The organism is Microbacterium sp. CPCC 204701, from assembly GCF_004010105.1.
Classification (GTDB): Bacteria; Actinomycetota; Actinomycetes; order Actinomycetales; family Microbacteriaceae; genus Microbacterium.
The window spans coordinates 1-16,998 of the sequence record NZ_RRYE01000034.1; the positions used below are offsets into that span (position 1 = coordinate 1).

Sequence of the window (16,998 nt, forward strand, 5' to 3'; positions counted from 1 at the left end):
GCACATGGCCGAACGCGGCGACGGCGTCCAGGTGCAGCGGCACCCCGGCATCCGTCGCCGCTGCCGCCAGTGCCGCCGCGTCGTTCACGGTGCCGACCTCGTTGTTCGCGACGAGCGCCGTGGCCAGGGCAGCTCCGGGCAAGGCCGCGGCGAACGCGTCCGGGGCGATCCGGCCGACGGCGTCGAGGCCGACGGCCCGCACGTTCGCTTCCTGCCCGGCGAGCCACGCGACGGCATCCAGGGTCGCATGGTGCTCCCCGTCGGGCAGGACCACGGCGTCGGCATCCGTCGTCCGCTCCCACCACAGCCCCTTGACCGCGAGGTTGACCGCCTCGGTCCCCCCCGAGGTGAACACGACTTCGATCGGATCGCAGTCGAGCGTGGCGGCGAGTCGCTCGCGCGCCTCTTCCAGCACGCGGCGCGCGTGCTGACCCGGCCCGTGGATCGACGACGCGTTCCCGACGCTCTGGGCAGCCTCCAGCCACGCGTCCCGCGCCTCGGGACGCAGCGGCGTGGTCGCCGCGTGATCGAGATACACCGTCATCCCGACCTCCCTCGCGCATCGCCCCGCGGATGCATCCGAGTTCCGGAGTCTCCGGAACCGAGTCCCGTAACGCCCGCGACTCACGCCATGGTTATCGTAGTCCGCATGTCCCGTCCGGAGTCCGCCACCGCGACCCTCCCCGACCTCGGTCTTCTCACCCCTGAGTTGGACCGGTTGGGGGTCACCCTCGGGCCCCACAGCGCGACGCTGCGGGTGTGGTCCTCCGCCGCGGACTCGGTCGAGCTCGTGGTCTTCGACGACACCGACCTGGACTGGATCACCGACACGGTGCCGCTGTCGGACGTCGGCGGCGGAGTCTGGGAGGTCGAGACGTCACTGCTGCGCGCCGGCACCCGATACGCGGTGCGCGTCGACGGACCGCAGAGCCCCGGCAACACCTTCAACCGCGGCACGCTCCTGGTCGAGCCGTACACGCGCGGACTCGTGCGCAGCGGATACGACGGCTGGCGATCGGTCGTCGTCGACGGCTCGTTCGACTGGGGAGGCGTCACGAAGCCCGCCGTGCCGCTGGACCGCACGGTGCTCTACGAAGGTCATCTCAAGGGCCTCTCGAAGCGGCACCCCGACGTTCCCGGGGCACTGCGCGGCACGTACGCCGGCCTTGCCCACCCGGCGATGGTGCAGCATTTCCTCGATCTCGGCGTCACGAGTGTCGAGCTGCTTCCGATCCACGCGTTCACGACCGAGCCCCGCCTGCTGCAGCACGGGCTCGCCAACTACTGGGGCTACAACAGCGTCAGCTTCTTCACACCCCATGCCGCCTACGCCACCGAGGAGGCGCAGCGCCAGGGCCCCGAGGCGGTCCTGCGCGAGTTCAAGGGAATGGTGCGGCTGCTGCACGAGGCCGGGCTCGAGGTGATCCTGGACGTGGTCTACAACCACACCTCCGAAGAGGGCATCGGCGGACCGCGGTCGAGCCTGCGCGGCATCGACAACCGCGCGTACTACCGCCAGGACGACGACGGCGCCTACATCGACGTCACCGGATGCGGCAACTCGGTGAACACGTCGACGGATGCCGCGTCGCGCCTGGTGCTCGACTCGCTGCGCTACTGGGCCGAGGAGGTGCAGATCGACGGCTTCCGGTTCGACCTCGCCGCCACGCTCGGCCGCGATGCGCATGACACCTTCACGCCCGACCACCCGCTGCTGCGCGCGATCGTCGAGGATCCGGTCCTCGCCGGCGTGAAGAGGATCGCCGAGCCTTGGGACGTCGGGATGGGCGGCTGGCAGACCGGCAACTTCGGCGACGGCTGGACGGAGTGGAACGACCGCTACCGCGACCGCGTACGCAACTTCTGGCTCAGCGACGTCGACTATGCGCGCCGCGCGTCGACGTCGCCCGTCGGCATCGGCGGGTTCGCGACGCGCCTCGCGGGATCGGCGAACACGTTCAGCGCGGAGCGCGGGCCGCTCGCGGGCGTCAACTTCGTCACCGCCCACGACGGGTTCACGCTGCGCGACCTGGTGAGCTACGACGTCAAGCACAATCTCGGAAACGGAGAGCAGAACCGCGACGGCGCCGACACCAACCGCTCGTTCAACCACGGCGCCGAGGGCCCGACCGACGACGAGGGCATCCTGGCGACCCGCCGCAAGGCGATGCGGAATCTTCTCGGCACGCTGCTCCTGTCGGCGGGGGTTCCGATGCTCGCCGCCGGCGACGAGTTCGCGCGCTCGCAGCGCGGCAACAACAACGCCTACTGCCACGACTCGCCCCTGACCTGGCTGTCGTGGGAGCACGCGCCGTGGCAGTGCGATCTGTACGCGCACGTGCGCGAACTCCTGCGGCTGCGCCGCGAGAACCCCGCGCTGCGCCCCATCCGCTTCGCACGTCTCGGCGAGCACACGCCGTCGGCATCCGTCATGGAGTGGTACGACGAGAACGGCGAGACCATGTCGATCGAGCGGTGGACCGATCCGGCGCACCGCACGCTCCAGTACGCCGCCGCATCGACGCCGGAGTTCGAGGCGTTCAACCGGATCCTCCTCATGGTCCACGGCACCGAACGGCCCACTGAGGTCACGCTCCCCGAGATCGACGACGTCACGCGCTTCGTGTCGCTCTGGTCGAGCGAGGACGAGACGCCGCGCACCGACACGCCGAGCTTCCGCCCCGGTGACATCGTCCCGCTCTCGGGCACGTCGATGCATCTCTTCCGCGCCGAATGAGTCGGCGCGACCGGTCACGTCGCTGTCGCGCTGCGCAGCGTCGCGATAGGTTCGAGACGTGGTGACGACGACGCGCTCGATGCGCTCCCGCCCCTGGCGAAGCGCCTCAGCCATCCCTGTCCGAGCGGCCAGGCCCTGGCAGTCCGAACGCGACACGGTCACGCCGCGCGTGCCGCAGGCGCTGCCGTCGCCGAGCGTTCCGTGGGGCCCGTACCGCCCGAAGGCCTTCGAGGGCGAGGTCGTTCCCTTCCGCGTCACGGCCTTCCGTGAGGGGCACGATCGCATCGGTGCGCAGCTGCGGCTGTTCTCGCCGTCGGGCGACGAATCGCTGCACCGCCTCGTCGCGCTCGAGGACGGGTTCGACCGGTGGGAGGCCGAGGTCGCCCTTCTCGAGCAGGGCGTCTGGCGCTTCCGCTTCGAGGCGTTCGCCGACGACTTCGCCACCTGGGAGCACGCTGCCTCGCTCAAGATCGCGGCGGGGGTGGATGCCGCCCTCATGCGCGAGCTCGGAGCAGTCCTGTTCGATGGGGCCGGTGCCGAGAAGTCCCGGCCTGCCGCCCAGCGCGGCGTCCTCGCCGGGGCGGCGCGACTGCTGCGGGACCCCACCGTCGACGACGTCGAGGCGCTCGCGACCGTCGAGGACCCTGCGATCGCCGAGTACTTCCGAGAGCGGCCGCTCATGTCGCTCGTCACGCTCGGGGACGACCTCGACCTGCTGGTCGAACGCGAGCGGGCCGGCGTCGGCGCCTGGTACGAGTTCTTCCCCCGCTCCGAGGGTGCGAAGCGGCTCAAGGACGGAACGATCAAGAGCGGCACGTTCCGCACCGCCATGAAGCGCCTGCCGGCGGTCGCGGCGATGGGCTTCGACGTGCTGTACCTCCCTCCGATCCATCCCATCGGCACCGAGAACCGCAAGGGGCGCAACAACACGCTCGATCCGCAGCCGGGCGACCCCGGCTCGCCTTGGGCGATCGGCTCCGAGGCAGGCGGTCACGACACCGTGCACCCCGACCTCGGCACGCTGGCCGACTTCCGGGCCTTCGTCCGCGCGGCACGCGCCGAGGGCATCGAGGTGGCCCTCGACCTCGCCTTGCAGGCGGCGCCGGATCACCCGTGGGTGACCGAGCACCCGGAGTGGTTCACGACGCTCCCCGACGGCTCGATCGCGTACGCCGAGAACCCGCCCAAGAAGTACCAGGACATCTATCCGGTCAACTTCGACAACGACCCCGATGGGATCCGCGCCGAAGTGCTGCGCGTCGTGAGGCACTGGATCGCGCAGGGCGTCAAGGTGTTCCGCGTCGACAACCCCCACACCAAGCCGCTCCAGTTCTGGGAGTGGCTCATCCGCGAGGTGAACACCGCGGATCCGGACGTCGTGTTCCTCGCAGAGGCCTTCACCAGGCCGGCTCCGCTGCAGTCGCTCGCGGCGGCAGGGTTCCAGCAGAGCTACACGTACTTCACGTGGCGCAACACCAAGACCGAGCTCGAGGACTTCCTGTCGGGCCTCGCGCACGACACGGCCGACTTCCTCCGGCCCAACCTCTTCGTCAACACCCCCGACATCCTCACCGAGTACCTGCAGTTCGGCGGGCGTCCCGCGTACCGGATCCGTGCCGCGATCGCGGCGACCGCGGCACCCACGTACGGCGTCTACGCCGGCTACGAGCTCTACGAGAACGTCGCCCGGCCGGGTTCGGAAGAGAACATCGACAACGAGAAGTACGAGTACAAGCTGCGCGACTGGGCGGGCGCCGTCGAGCGCGGCGACTCGCTCGCGCCGTATATCGCGCAGCTCAACGAGATCCGTCGTGCACACCCCGCCCTGCGTCAGCTGCGGAACCTCTCGGTCCACTGGAGCGACGACGACGCCATCCTCGTGTACGCCAAGCACCTCGAGGCCGCCGTGTCGCCGGACGGGCGCGCCGACACCGTCATCGTGGTGGTCAACACCGACCCGCATTCGGTGCGCCAGACCATGGTGCACCTCGACACGCGCGTCTGGGGCGTCGCGCCCGGCGAGCCGTACGAGGTGGAGGATCTCGTCACCGGCGCCCGGTGGACGTGGTCCGATCACAATTACGTGATGCTCGACGCGTTCACCGAGCCGGTGCACATCCTCCACGTGAAGGAGCAGCGATGACGCCCACCGACCAGGTTCTCGACGCCGTCGCGGCAGGCTCGCACCACGATCCGCATGCGGTCCTGGGCATCCATCCGGACAGCGACGGAGAGGGCGGCGCGCTGTGGACGATCCGTGCGCGGCGGCCGCTCGCGCACAGCGTGACGGCGGTGTTCGACGACGGCACACGGGTTCCGCTCGAGCATGTGCGCGGAGGCATCTGGGAGGGCTCGCGGGGCGGCGCGCTGCGCGCGTACCAGCTGGTCACGACGTACCCGGAGGGTCCGGACCACGTCTCGGACGACCCCTACCGGCACGCCCCCACGCTTGGCGAGCTCGACCTCCATCTCATCGGCGAGGGCCGCCACGAGGAGCTGTGGCGCGTGATGGGCGCGCACGCGCGCGAGCACGGCGGAGTCGCGGGGACCGCGTTCGCGGTGTGGGCGCCGAACGCGCGCGCCGTGCGCGTCGTGGGCGACTTCAACGACTGGGACGGTTCGGGCCATGCCATGCGGTCGATGGGTGGCAGCGGCGTCTGGGAGCTGTTCGTGCCGGGCGTCGGTGCGGGCGCGACCTACAAGTTCGAGCTGCTGAGCCGACGCGGCGAGTGGGTGCTGAAAGCAGACCCGATGGCCCGATTCGCCGAGGTGCCGCCGGCGACCGCCTCCGTCGTCGTCCAGTCGTCGTACAGGTGGCACGACTCGGCGTGGATGGCAGAGCGCGCGCGCTCCACCCCCGTCTCGCGCCCGATGTCGGTCTACGAGCTTCATCTCGGATCGTGGCGCCAGGGGCTCGGCTATCGCGAGGTGGCCGATCCGCTCGTCGAGTACGTCACGTCCCAGGGCTTCACCCACGTCGAGTTCCTTCCGCTCGCCGAGCACCCCTTCGGCGGCTCGTGGGGGTACCAGGTCACCGGGTACTACGCGCCGACCAGCCGTTTCGGGCATCCCGACGACCTGCGCCACCTCATCGACCGCCTGCACCAGGCCGGGATCGGCGTGATCATGGACTGGGTGCCCGGGCACTTCCCGAAGGACGCTTTCGCCCTCGCGCGCTTCGACGGCGAGCCGCTCTACGAACACGGCGATCCCCGCCGCGGCGAGCACCGCGACTGGGGGACGTACATCTTCGACTACGGTCGCCGCGAGGTGCGCAACTTCCTCGTCGCGAATGCGCTCTACTGGTTCGAGGAGTTCCACGTCGACGGACTGCGCGTGGATGCCGTGGCGTCCATGCTCTACCTCGACTACTCGCGCGAGGACGGCGAGTGGATGCCGAACGTCCACGGCGGGCGGGAGAACCTCGAGGCGATCCACTTCCTGCAGGAGGTCAACGCGACCGCGTACAAGCGCTACCCCGGCATCGCGATGATCGCCGAGGAGTCCACCAGCTTTCCGGGCGTGACCGCGCCGACGAACCACGCGGGCCTCGGCTTCGGGTTCAAGTGGAACATGGGCTGGATGAACGACTCGCTGCAGTACATCAAGCGGGACCCGCTCTACCGCTCGCACCACGAGGGCGAGCTGTCGTTCTCGTTCGTCTACGCCTTCAGCGAGAACTACCTGCTGCCGATCAGCCACGACGAGGTCGTGCACGGCAAGGGCAGTCTCTTCTCGCGCATGCCGGGCGACCACTGGCAGAAGCTTGCGAACATGCGGTCGTTCCTGGCGTATATGTGGGGTCACCCGGGAAAGCAGCTGCTGTTCATGGGTCAGGAGTTCGGCCAGCTCTCGGAGTGGTCCGAGGCGCGCTCGCTCGACTGGTGGCTGCTGGATCAGCCCGCCCACGCCCAGCTCCACGGGTTCGTCGCGGCACTCAACCGGGTCTACCGCGACCACTCGGCGCTGTGGGCGCGCGACAGCGACAGCGCCGCCTTCACGCGCCTCGGGGCGCCGGCGTGGGACCCGAACGTCGTCGCCTTCGCGCGGCGGGACTGGCACGGCAACGCCGTCGTCGTCGCAGCCAACTTCTCGGGCTCGCCGATCAGCGCCTATCAGCTCGATCTCCCCGCGCGCGGCGTGTGGCACGAGATCCTCAACACCGACGCACGCGAGTACGGCGGGTCGGGCGCCGGCAACATGGGGGTCGTGCACGCCGGCGACGGCGGTCGCGCATCGCTCGTGCTGCCGCCCCTGGGCGTGCTGTGGCTCCGCCACGACCCGGAGGCGCACATCCCGTCGCCGACCCGCGGCTGACCGGCCCCTGCCGGAGCGGTTGTCAGCGAATCCGCGTCAGAACAGCAGCGAAGCGAGGCGTCCGCGCGCCGCGATGACGCGCGGATCGGTGTCGCCGACGAGCGCGAACAGCTCGAGCAGGCGCTCGCGCACCGGTGCACGGTCGTCGACCGGAAGTTGCGCGAACAGGTCCAGCAGGCGGCCGAAGGCGTCGTCGACGTGACCGCCGGCGAGATCCAGGTCGGCCACCGTGAGCTGCGCGTCGACACCCGTCGGCGCCGCGGCGGCGGCCGCACGGGCCTCCTGCAAATCGACGCCCTGCACGCGGTCGAGCAGGCGGACCTGGCCGAGACCGGCACGCGCCTCCGCGTCGCGCGGGTTCTCGGCGAGCGCCTTATCGTACGCCTCGATGGCGCGCGCGTAGTCGCCGGATTCGATCGCCTCGAACGCCTCGGCGTGCAGCGGGGGCAGCGGCGGCTCGGCCGGCTCCTCGGGCGCGGGCTCGCCGTCGACTGTCACCGAGCCGGTCACGCCGTTCTGCGCCGCCAGCTGCAGCAGCTGAGCGAACACGTCGCGGACCTGCTGCTCGGGGACGGCACCGGTGAACAGCGGCACCGGCTGGCCGCCGACGAGCGCCACCACCATCGGGATCGACTGGGCGCGGAATGCCTGCGAGAGCTGCGGGTTGGCGTCGACGTCCACCTTCGCCAGCACGAGCCGCCCGTCGAGCTCGGTCACCACGCGCTCCAGAATGGGGCTGAGCTGCTTGCACGGCCCGCACCACTCGGCCCACAGGTCGACGACGACGGGAACGGTGCGCGACAGCTCGAGCACCTGAGCGAACGTCTCGTCGGTGACGTCCATCACCAGAGACGGCACGGCGACGCCCGAGCCGGGCTCGGCGGCATCCGTCCCCGCCGGCGCGTCGGCCGGGCGGTTCCGCAGAGTGGACAGATCGACCGCGCCACGCAGCGCGGCACCGAGAGTCGGATCGCTCACTTGATCACCTTCGCGTCGAGGATGTCGGAGGAGTAGGCCAGAAGCCGGATCTTCTCATCCGACCCCGGGCCGGGGACATAGAAGAACACCTGGTCGCTGAACGTTGTCACGAACCCGCTGGCCGACTGGTCGGCGCCCGACAGCGTCTTCACGGTCGTGTTGTTGTCGAGCTTGATCACAGCATCCGCGTTGGTCGGCTTCACCGTGTCGAGCTCGTGGATGTTCACGGCCACGATCGCGCCGCTCTCGACCGTCTGCAGCGCGAACGGCGCCTCGATCCCCGGAGTCGCCCCGAACTCGAGGCTGCCCGTCGAGGCGGCCGTCGCGTTGAACTCGTCGAGGCGACGCTGGCGGTCCGCGGCGATGCTCGCACGCAGCTGGTCGCTCTCGGCGTCGAAGAGCTCGTGGAACTCGCTCTCCTCGCCCTTGTTGATGACGTCCGTGTAGGCGGCGGCGATCTGTTCGGGCGGCAGCAGGAGGAACGGCGAGTCCGGTTCGACCTGCGGCGCTCCGATGTACGCGGGCGCCAGCTTCGGCAGCGACGTCGACGCCTCGAGGCTCCCGATGTACGACAGCTTGTAATCCGACCAGACATCGTGCTGCGTCATCAGCATGATGCTCGACGTCTTCGACTCGTCGTCGTCGGCCACCGCGATCACCGACCGAGGCCAGCCGTTGCGCGCCTCGGGCAGAATGATCTCGAGCGGCTTCGCGACGATGGGCGCAGGCACCTGGTACTCGGCGATCGCCGAGCGCAGCTTGTAGTTCGTGTCGCGGGCGGCCAGCGCGGCGCCTTCCAGGCGCGTTGAGGCCAGGTCGCCGTTCAGGGCCGCGTCGGCTTCCGCGACGGTCTCGGCGATGCGCGAGAGGATGCGCTCGGCCTGGGCCTTGGTCACCGCGGGGGCGTGCTGGCCCTCCGGTGCGATGACCGTCTCCGTCGGCGTCGGGGTCGGCGTGGGAGCGAGCTGCGGCCACGCGTCGGATGAGCAGCCCGCGAACAGCAGGGCCGAGACCGCGACCGCCGGCACCACCGCGAACGCGCGGCGCCCTGTGGTCAACGCTCGGCGGGTCGGTGCTCCCGAGCTGATCACGCCCTTGTCGGGATCGTCGATCGCGATGTCGATCGGCTCGGTCACCGGCACGGGCAGACCCTTGCGGCGGGGTCCGCGCGAGCGCCGGGCGTGACGGATGCCGAGGATGTACAGGAGAACGCCGACGGCCATCAGGATGCCACCGCCGACGACCAGCGGACCAGCCCACGGGGTCGACGTCTGCAGCGGCCACGTGACGCTGACCGCGCTGGGCGCCGGAGCCGTCCCGTCCGCGGCGATGAGCACGCTCATCTCGTCAGGGAGCTGGAGCGGCGCGATGAGGATGTCGCTCTGCTGGAACTCGTCGAGCCACAGATCGGAGCCCACGGGGCTGCGACCGGGCTGCGCCTCGGGGTCGGCCGCGCCCTCGGTCGCGGCATCCGTCGATCCCTCGGCAGGGGCGGGAGTCGCCTCGGGAGCGGCCGCGCCCTCGGCGGGCTCGGCAGGCTCAGGCTCGACGAGGGTCGTCGTGACCGTGCCCGCGCCCGTCACCGACACGTGGCTGTACTCGGAGCCCGCGAGCCACGCCTGCATGTCCGCGGTGCGGCCGTACGACGCGAAGATATCGCCCTCGCCCTGCGCGCGCAGGGTCTGAGTGCCGGGGAGCTGATTGAGCACCGCGCCGTCGATGAGGAGGAACGGGGCCTCGTCCTCGACCGATATCGCGGTGGTCTCGGTCCTGGGTCCCTGGAAGATCGTGCGCTGAGCAAGGCCCGCGCCGATCATCACGGTGGCCAGCACGAATGCCGCCACGGCCCACACGAAACGCACGAAATTTCACCTTTCCCGGGACGCGCAGAGCGCGCGCTCCCTTCGATTCGACATTTCAGACTAGCGAACACGACCTGAAAGGGGCCCGGGAGGCGACATTGCCCGGGCTGGACGCCGATCATGACTATTCTGACGGAGCACGCACAACATCGGCGGTGCGCCGATGGGAGAGGGATGCCGTGAAGCTGCACAATCCGTTCCGGACGGCTCTGCTGGCAACTCTCGGCGTCGGGCTGGGGCTGCTGCTGATCGGAAGCATCCAGAACCTCCAGACGATCCTGCTCTATGTCGGCACGGCGCTCTTTCTGTCATTGGGCCTCGACCCGATCGTCGCGTGGCTCGAGCGCCGCAAGCTCCCCCGGTGGGCCGCCGTGCTCGTGACGATCCTCGGTGTGCTGGCCGCATTCGCCGGGATCGTCCTCATGATCGTGCCGATCATCGTGCAGCAGATCGGACAGCTGGTCGCTGCCATCCAAGAGCTCTACGACGACGGAATGTTCGACGACCCCGTCGGAGGCATCCAAGACTGGATCCGCACAGTGTTTCCGGCGCTCAACGTCGACGAGGTGTGGGGCTACATCGAGGACTGGTACAACTCGCTGGACGTCGGGCAGATCGGCGGTGAGATCGGCGGCAGCATCATCGCGATCATCGGCGCTCTCGTGGCGGGGTTCGCAGGCGCCTTCATCGTGCTGATCCTGACGATCTACTTCACCGCCTCGACGCCGAGCCTCAAGCGTTCGGTGTACCAGCTGGTCCCCGCGTCGAAGCGCGCTCGCTTCATGGATCTCGGCGAGCAGATCACCGACTCGGTCGGCTACTACGTCATCGGTCAGGTGACCCTCGGCGTGATCAACGGCGTGCTGAGCGCGATCTTCCTCTCGATCATCGACGCGCCGTTCCCCGCCGTGCTCGCCGTCATCGCGTTCTTCTTCTCGCTGATCCCCCTCGTCGGGACACTCACCGGCTCGACGATCATCGTGCTGACGTGCCTGATCCCGGGTCTCGGCTCTCCCGCCACGGCCCTCATCGCCGCGATCTACTACCTGATCTACATGCAGATCGAGGCGTACATCATCTCGCCGCGGATCATGGGGCGCGCCGTCGCGGTGCCCGGCGCGGTCGTCGTGATCGCCGCCCTCGCGGGCGGGTCGCTGCTGGGCCTGCTCGGCGCACTCGTCGCCATCCCGGTGGCCGCGAGCGTTCTGATCATCTTCCGCCAGGTCGTCATCCCGCGGCAGAACGAGAGATGATCACCCCTCCGGGACGACCGATCCGTCCCACTCGGATGCCAGCGGCAGCGCGTCGGTGTTGATGGCAGCGACGATCTCGGTGAGGACGCGGCGTGTCTGGTTCTCGCCCACCCAGAGGTGCTTCCCGCCCTCGACCGGTATCAGCACCGCGTCCGGCACGCTCGCGAAGCGCTCGGCGGCGGCCTCCGGTCGCAGGTAGTCGTCGAACTCGGGCACGAGCACGACGAGGCGGCGCGGATCGCCCGCCCACGCCGCGACCTCGGCGTCGGTCGTGCGATGCAGCGGCGGCGACAGCAGCACGGCGCCTTCGACAGGGTGGTCGCGCCCGTACTTCAACGCCAGCTCGGTGCCGAACGACCATCCGACGAGCCACGGGCGCGGCAGGCCCCGCTCGCGCACGAGGTCCATCGCGGCGGCGACGTCGAACGCCTCCGCGCGCCCGCCGTCGAAGGTGCCCTCGCTCGTGCCTCGCGGCGACGTGGTGCCGCGCGTGTTGAAGCGGAGGACCGCGAGGTCCGCCAGTGCGGGCAGGCGTCCCGCGGCCTTCCGCAGGATGTGCGAGTCCATGAAGCCGCCCGCGGTGGGCAACGGATGCAGCGTCACCAGGGTCGCGACCGGGTCGCCATCCTCGGGCAGTGCGAGCTCCCCGACCAGCGTCAGCCCATCGAGCGTCGCGAGCTCGATGTCTTCCCGGCGGGCAGGAAGCAGCATCGGTCCTCGGATCTCCATGTCACGCAACCTTCCAGCAATGCTGATGCCAGTGTCGGCGCGCCGCCAGGTCGGCGGCGTCGCCTAGCACGCCATCCGCTCGCCACGCGACGAGGTGCGCGACGCCGGCATCGATCTGACTGCCGCATCCGGGGCAGATGTAGCTCTTCGCCGCCTGCGCGGGAGAGACCGGCTGAACCGTCCACTCCACGCCCCGGCGCACCTCGGTGCGCTTCCAGCCCGCCAAGAGGCGCTCGAACGAGTCGTCGCCGCGCGGATCCGGGCGGCGGCGGTGCGACCGCGGCATGGATCAGTACCAGCCGACCCGCTGCGAGTGGTCCCAGGCGCCGCACGGCGAGCCGTAGCGGCCGCCGATGTAGCCCAGGCCCCACGTGATCTGCGTCGCCGGGTTGGTCTCCCAGTCGGCTCCCGCGGTGGCCATCTTCGAGCCGGGGAGCGACTGCGGGATGCCGTACGCGCCGCTGGAGGCGTTGTAGGCGTTGACTCGCCAGCCGGATTCCTTGTTCCACAGCGCCACGAGACACGCGAACTGATCGTCGCCCCACCCGCGCGCGAGCACCATATCGTAGGCGATCCCCTGGGCGGTGCCGGGATCCGGGGTCACGAAGGGCGGACGCCAGCCCCCGCCCTTCGACGTGGCCTTCGGCTCCACTGTGGGCGTGGGCTTCGGCTTGACGAACACCGAGTAGCCGCCCCGGCCGAGATCGTCGGCCTCGACGGGTCCGGCCGCGGGGTCGCCGGCAATCGACTGCACGTCGCCGAGCGAACTGGCGTAGAGCGAGACCGCGACAGGCTCCCCGGCGCTCGCCTGCGTCATCGCGAGCCCGGCGGGGCCGATGTACGCCGCCGCGAAGCCCACCGCCGCGAATGCGGCGAAGACGCCCATCACGCTGCGTCGGCGTGACCAGCGGGGCACCCTCTGCACCGGACGCGCTGGGGTCGCGGTGCGGATCGCCGGTCGAATCGACACGTCCTGACGGCGCGAACGCCGTGTCGGGGTCAGTTCGGTTCCGGAAGTCACAGTGTCCCGATTCTAGCCATGCCCCCGTGCCGGTGCCATCCTCACGCCCTCGGTGGGCGTCATTTCACCGCGAGCATGATCTCGACGACGGCGTCGAGCACGGCGTCCACCTGCGTCTCGCGGTAGCCCCCGCGCTGCATCCGGAATGCCACGGCACGTACCTGCTCGACGGTCAGCGCGTCGCCGGTCTCAAGGTAGCGCGAGACCTTGTCGGAGACGAGATCCACCTCGTCGATCCGATACCCGTAACGCAGCGCCGACACCCGGTCGAAGCGCTCCTTGCGCGGTCGCGAGAGCCGATCGAGCACCTCCTGCGCCGACTCCCGCGTGTGCCCGACCCAAGCCTGGACGCCCACCTGCGCCACCGCGGTCGTACGCTCGCGCGCCGCGAACGCGTCCTCGATGCGACCGAGGGCGGCATCGACCGACGCAACCGAGTACCCGTGCTTGACCAGCGGGAACGCTGCCTTGCGGATGTCGGCCGACGTCATCGTCAGGTCCCCGTTCTCGAACGCGACGCGGGCCTGGGCCAGCAGGTCGTCGACCGCGGCCTTGTCGTAGCCCTTCTCGCGCCCGCGCGTCTCGGGGAAGGATGCGCGGGGTGCGGCTTCGGATGCCGTCATGATGCCACCAAGGGAGTGAAGAGGTAGTAGAGGGTCAGCGCGGCGACGGCCGACGGCAGGATGGAGTCGAGCCGGTCCAGCACACCGCCATGACCCGGCAGCCAAGAGCTCATGTCCTTGATGCCGAGGTCGCGCTTGATCATCGATTCTCCCAGATCGCCGGCGGTGGCCGTGGCGAGGATCGCCGCGCCGAGGACGGCACCCATCCACCAGTCGAGCCCGAGCATGAATCTGCCGACGAGCACGCCGACGAGGACGGCGGCGACGGCGGCGCCCGCGAAGCCCTCCCAGGTCTTGTTCGGGCTGATGCGGGGCGCCATCCGGTGGCGGCCGACGCTGATGCCCGCGATGTACGCTCCGGTGTCGACCGCGACCGCGACGATGATGAACGCCAGCACCCACCACTCGCCGCCGTCGCGGCTGAGCAGCACGATGCACAGGCTCGCGAGGAACACGACGTAGAGCTGGATGAACGCGGAGATCAGCACGTCGCCGAGGACGAGGCCGTACGTGCGCCCATCGCCCGACGCCATCTGCGCGACCAGGCGCCACACCACCACGATCGCCAGCGCCACGAACAGCACGACCCACAGCATCCACGCGTCCACGAAGTACGCCGACACCAGGACGATCGCCCCCGCGACCAGCTGCGGCGCGACATCGACGCGGCGTCCGGCCGCCGTGACGGCGCGGGAGAACTCGAAGACCGCGAGGAGCACCGCCGCGAGCGCGAACACGAGGAACGCCCACTTCACGAAGATGAGCGACCCCACCAGCACGGCGCCGATCGCGAGACCGATCAGGATGGCGAGGATCAGGTTGCGTCCGGTCCGCGCCTTGATTCGCTCGTTCGCCTCGTCGAACTCGGCCCGCGCCTGGGCTACCTGGTTCTCGAACTCGCTGCGCGCAGCGCGAAGATGGGACTGGAACGCAGGCGAGGGATCGGCGGGCTCCGCGTCCCGGCGGTGCGCACTGCGGCGCGACCGGGCGCTGGCCCCGCCTTCGCCATCGTGCCCCGGTTCGCCGGATGCGTCGTCGGTCATCGCCTGACCTCAGACCTCGAGCAGCTCTGCCTCTTTGCGCTTGAGCGCGTCGTCGATCGCGTCGACGTGCGCGCGCGTGAGCGCATCGAGTTCCTTCTCGGCACGGGAGAGCTCGTCCTCGCCGACCTCGCCCTTGAGGGCGTCGATGTCGTCCTTGGACTTGCGACGGATGCCGCGCACGTGCACCTTCGCGTCCTCGCCCTTCGACCGCACGAGTTTGACGTACTCCTTGCGACGCTCCTCGGTGAGCTCCGGCATCGTCACCCGGACGATGCTGCCGTCGTTCGTCGGGTTCGCCCCGAGGTTCGGGAGGTCGCGGATCGCCTGCTCGATCGCCTTCAGCGCCGACTTGTCGTACGGCGTGACGATGACGGTGCGCGCTTCAGGATTGTTGATCGACGCGAGCTGCGCGAGCGGCGTCGGGGTGCCGTAGTAGTCGACGAGGATCTTCTGGAACAGCTGCGGGTTCGCCCGCCCGGTGCGCACCGTCGCGAAGTCCTCCTTCGCAGCCTCTACGGCGCGGTCCATGCGCGCTCCGGCCTCGGCCAAGACGTCCGCGATCACAGTGTCTCCTTCGCGTAGATGGGGCGTGGCAAGTCTACTGGGGGCGACGCGGTCAGGCCGTGACGAGCGTGCCGATGGATTCGCCGAGGAGGGCCTTGGTCACATTTCCCGCCGGCTCCATGCCGAACACCCGCATGTCCATCTTGTTGTCCATGCAGAGGCTGAACGCGGTCGAGTCGACGACCTTCAGTCCCCGCTGCAGCGCGTCGAGATACGTGATGCGGTCGATGCGGGTGGCCGAGGCATCCTTCTTCGGATCGGCCGTGTAGACGCCGTCCACGCCGTGCTTGGCGACGAGGACCTCCTGCGCGCCGATCTCGAGCGCGCGCTGGGCGGCGACGGTGTCGGTGGAGAAGTACGGCAGTCCCGCGCCCGCGCCGAAGATGACGACGCGGCCCTTCTCCATATGGCGCTCCGCGCGGCGCGGGATGTACGGCTCGGCGACCTGCGTCATCGAGATGGCGGACTGCACGCGGGTGGCCGCGCCGGCCTGCTCGAGGAAGTCCTGCAGGGCGAGAGCGTTCATGACGGTGCCGAGCATGCCCATGTAGTCGGCACGCCCGCGGTCCATGCCGCGCTGGCTCAGCTCGGCGCCGCGGAAGAAGTTGCCACCGCCGACGACCACCGCGATCTCGACGCGGTCGACCGCAGCAGCGATCTCGCGCGCGATCTGACCGACCACATCGGGGTTCACCCCGAGCTGCCCTCCGCCGAACGCCTCACCCGACAGCTTCAGGAGGACGCGGCGGCGCCCGGTGTTCTCATTGATCACGACGATCCTCTCGTTGACGACAAACTACCGAAGGGCATGAGAAAAGGCCCGCACCGTGAGCGGTGCGGGCCTTCTCTGCCTGTCAGGCGCCGACCTTGAATCGGGCGAAGCCCGTCAGGGTCAGACCGGCATCCTGGGCGACCTTGGCGACGGAGAGCTTGTTGTCCTTCGCGTAGTCCTGGTCGAGGAGCGCCACCTGCTTGAAGAACGCGTTGACGCGACCCTCGACGATCTTCGGGAGGGCGGCCTCCGGCTTGCCCTCGTTGCGCGAGATCTCGGTGACGATCTCGCGCTCCTTGTCGACCTCCCCCTCGGGGACCTCGTCGCGCGAGAGGTAGGTCGGGTTCGCGAACGAGATGTGCTGCGCGAGGCTGCGAGCGGTCTCGGCGTCGTCGCCCGAGTAGGCGAGGACGACACCGACCTGCGGCGGCAGGTCCTTGCTGGTCTTGTGCAGGTAGATCTCGAACTTGTCGCCCGAGAGCGTGCGCACGCGGCGCAGCTCGACCTTCTCGCCGATGATCGCGGCCTCGTCCGAGATGAGCTCGGCGACGGTCCGGTCGCCTGCCGGAGCGGCCAGGGCCGCCTCGGCGGAGTCCACGCCTGCCGCAGCGGCGGCATCGAGCACCCTCTCGGCGAGGGCGAGGAAGCGCTCGTTCTTGGCGACGAAGTCGGTCTCGGTGTTGAGCTCGATGATCGTGACCTTGCCGTCCTGCTCCTTGGCGGCGACCAGGCCCTCGCTCGTGGAGCGGTCGGCGCGCTTGGCGTTGCCCTTCGCGCCCTTCAGGCGCAGGATCTCAACGGCCTTCTCGAGGTCGCCGTCGGCCTCCTCGAGCGCCTTCTTGGTGTCGACCATTCCCGTGCCGAGCTGCTCGCGCAGCGCCTTGATGTCGGCGATCGTGAAGTTTGCCATGGGTGGCGGCTCCTTGATTGTGATGATTCCGGGATGCCTCGGCGGGGCCGCGTCGCGACCCTGCCGAGGCGTTGCAGTGGAGGAGACCCGTTACTTGTCGGCGTCCGACGGCTCGGCGGCGTCGGTGACAACCGCGTCGGCGACCGCTGCCTCGACGGCGTCGACCGCAGCGTCGGCGTCGACGGCGGA

General features: G+C 69.8%; 15 protein-coding genes. 4 read left to right on the plus strand and 11 right to left on the minus strand.

Features of this window, described 5'->3' with window-relative positions:
• Nucleotides 1-544, minus strand: a 544-nt coding sequence (locus EIO58_RS04500) for an aminotransferase class V-fold PLP-dependent enzyme (protein WP_127818484.1), incomplete at its 3' end; no start/stop codon positions are given.
• A gap of 105 nt (nucleotides 545-649) precedes the next feature.
• Between EIO58_RS04500 and glgX the strand changes: the two genes are divergently transcribed.
• The 3 genes from glgX (at nucleotide 650) to glgB (ending at nucleotide 7,054) form a co-directional block, all read left to right on the plus strand.
• Nucleotides 650-2,737 (plus strand): glycogen debranching protein GlgX, encoded by a 2,088-nt coding sequence (glgX, locus tag EIO58_RS04505; protein ID WP_127818485.1) that lies wholly within the window; start codon nucleotides 650-652, stop codon nucleotides 2,735-2,737.
• Between the two features lie 79 nt (nucleotides 2,738-2,816).
• On the plus strand, nucleotides 2,817-4,880 hold the full coding sequence (locus EIO58_RS04510) for a maltotransferase domain-containing protein (RefSeq protein ID WP_127818497.1): 2,064 nt from the start codon (nucleotides 2,817-2,819) through the stop codon (nucleotides 4,878-4,880).
• Nucleotides 4,877-7,054 carry a 1,4-alpha-glucan branching protein GlgB gene (gene glgB, locus EIO58_RS04515; protein ID WP_127818486.1) on the plus strand — a complete coding sequence of 726 codons (2,178 nt, stop codon included), beginning with the start codon at nucleotides 4,877-4,879 and terminating at the stop codon, nucleotides 7,052-7,054. Before EIO58_RS04510 ends, glgB begins: the two co-directional genes overlap by 4 nt.
• A gap of 36 nt (nucleotides 7,055-7,090) precedes the next feature.
• Here the strand turns inward: glgB and EIO58_RS04520 are convergent, their stop codons facing one another.
• Nucleotides 7,091-8,032 (minus strand): tetratricopeptide repeat protein, encoded by a 942-nt coding sequence (locus tag EIO58_RS04520; RefSeq protein WP_127818487.1) that lies wholly within the window; start codon nucleotides 8,030-8,032, stop codon nucleotides 7,091-7,093.
• Complete coding sequence (locus tag EIO58_RS04525; protein WP_127818488.1) at nucleotides 8,029-9,894, minus strand: glycosyl transferase; 1,866 nt, start codon at nucleotides 9,892-9,894, stop codon at nucleotides 8,029-8,031. Before EIO58_RS04525 ends, EIO58_RS04520 begins: the two co-directional genes overlap by 4 nt.
• 179 nt (nucleotides 9,895-10,073) lie before the next feature.
• Between EIO58_RS04525 and EIO58_RS04530 the strand changes: the two genes are divergently transcribed.
• A complete protein-coding gene (locus EIO58_RS04530) occupies nucleotides 10,074-11,147 on the plus strand; it encodes an AI-2E family transporter (RefSeq protein WP_127818489.1) in 1,074 nt (357 codons plus the stop codon).
• Here EIO58_RS04530 and EIO58_RS04535 read toward each other — a convergent pair whose 3' ends face one another.
• The 8 genes from EIO58_RS04535 to tsf form a co-directional block, all read right to left on the minus strand.
• Nucleotides 11,148-11,876, minus strand: coding sequence for an alpha/beta hydrolase (locus tag EIO58_RS04535; RefSeq protein WP_127818490.1), 729 nt, complete (start codon nucleotides 11,874-11,876; stop codon nucleotides 11,148-11,150).
• Nucleotide 11,877: 1 nt separating this feature from the next.
• Nucleotides 11,878-12,162 carry a hypothetical protein gene (locus EIO58_RS04540; RefSeq protein WP_127818491.1) on the minus strand — a complete coding sequence of 95 codons (285 nt, stop codon included), beginning with the start codon at nucleotides 12,160-12,162 and terminating at the stop codon, nucleotides 11,878-11,880.
• A 3-nt stretch (nucleotides 12,163-12,165) separates the two neighbouring features.
• Nucleotides 12,166-12,897: an aggregation-promoting factor C-terminal-like domain-containing protein gene (locus EIO58_RS04545; protein WP_240658564.1), complete on the minus strand. Its 732-nt coding sequence runs from the start codon at nucleotides 12,895-12,897 to the stop codon at nucleotides 12,166-12,168.
• 59 nt (nucleotides 12,898-12,956) lie between these two features.
• On the minus strand, nucleotides 12,957-13,520 hold the full coding sequence (locus EIO58_RS04550) for a DivIVA domain-containing protein (RefSeq protein WP_127818492.1): 564 nt from the start codon (nucleotides 13,518-13,520) through the stop codon (nucleotides 12,957-12,959).
• Nucleotides 13,517-14,563: a phosphatidate cytidylyltransferase gene (locus EIO58_RS04555; protein ID WP_127818493.1), complete on the minus strand. Its 1,047-nt coding sequence runs from the start codon at nucleotides 14,561-14,563 to the stop codon at nucleotides 13,517-13,519. Before EIO58_RS04555 ends, EIO58_RS04550 begins: the two co-directional genes overlap by 4 nt.
• A 9-nt stretch (nucleotides 14,564-14,572) precedes the next feature.
• On the minus strand, nucleotides 14,573-15,127 hold the full coding sequence (frr, locus tag EIO58_RS04560; RefSeq protein ID WP_127818494.1) for a ribosome recycling factor: 555 nt from the start codon (nucleotides 15,125-15,127) through the stop codon (nucleotides 14,573-14,575).
• Between the two features lie 52 nt (nucleotides 15,128-15,179).
• Nucleotides 15,180-15,899 (minus strand): UMP kinase, encoded by a 720-nt coding sequence (gene pyrH / locus EIO58_RS04565; RefSeq protein ID WP_127818495.1) that lies wholly within the window; start codon nucleotides 15,897-15,899, stop codon nucleotides 15,180-15,182.
• A gap of 82 nt (nucleotides 15,900-15,981) precedes the next feature.
• Nucleotides 15,982-16,809 (minus strand): translation elongation factor Ts, encoded by an 828-nt coding sequence (tsf, locus tag EIO58_RS04570; RefSeq protein WP_127818496.1) that lies wholly within the window; start codon nucleotides 16,807-16,809, stop codon nucleotides 15,982-15,984.
• Nucleotides 16,810-16,998: the final 189 nt, after the last annotated feature.

Bases quoted from the DNA above. Each gene is read 5' to 3' on its own strand.
- glgB (WP_127818486.1), top strand. From the start codon at position 4,877: ATGACGCCCACCGACCAGGTTCTCGACGCCGTCGCGGCAGGCTCGCAC.
- EIO58_RS04540 (WP_127818491.1), bottom strand. From the start codon at position 12,162: ATGCCGCGGTCGCACCGCCGCCGCCCGGATCCGCGCGGCGACGACTCG.
- EIO58_RS04535 (WP_127818490.1), bottom strand. From the start codon at position 11,876: ATGGAGATCCGAGGACCGATGCTGCTTCCTGCCCGCCGGGAAGACATC.
- tsf (WP_127818496.1), bottom strand. From the start codon at position 16,809: ATGGCAAACTTCACGATCGCCGACATCAAGGCGCTGCGCGAGCAGCTC.
- EIO58_RS04510 (WP_127818497.1), top strand. From the start codon at position 2,817: ATGCGCTCCCGCCCCTGGCGAAGCGCCTCAGCCATCCCTGTCCGAGCG.
- EIO58_RS04555 (WP_127818493.1), bottom strand. From the start codon at position 14,563: ATGACCGACGACGCATCCGGCGAACCGGGGCACGATGGCGAAGGCGGG.
- glgX (WP_127818485.1), top strand. From the start codon at position 650: ATGTCCCGTCCGGAGTCCGCCACCGCGACCCTCCCCGACCTCGGTCTT.
- EIO58_RS04550 (WP_127818492.1), bottom strand. From the start codon at position 13,520: ATGACGGCATCCGAAGCCGCACCCCGCGCATCCTTCCCCGAGACGCGC.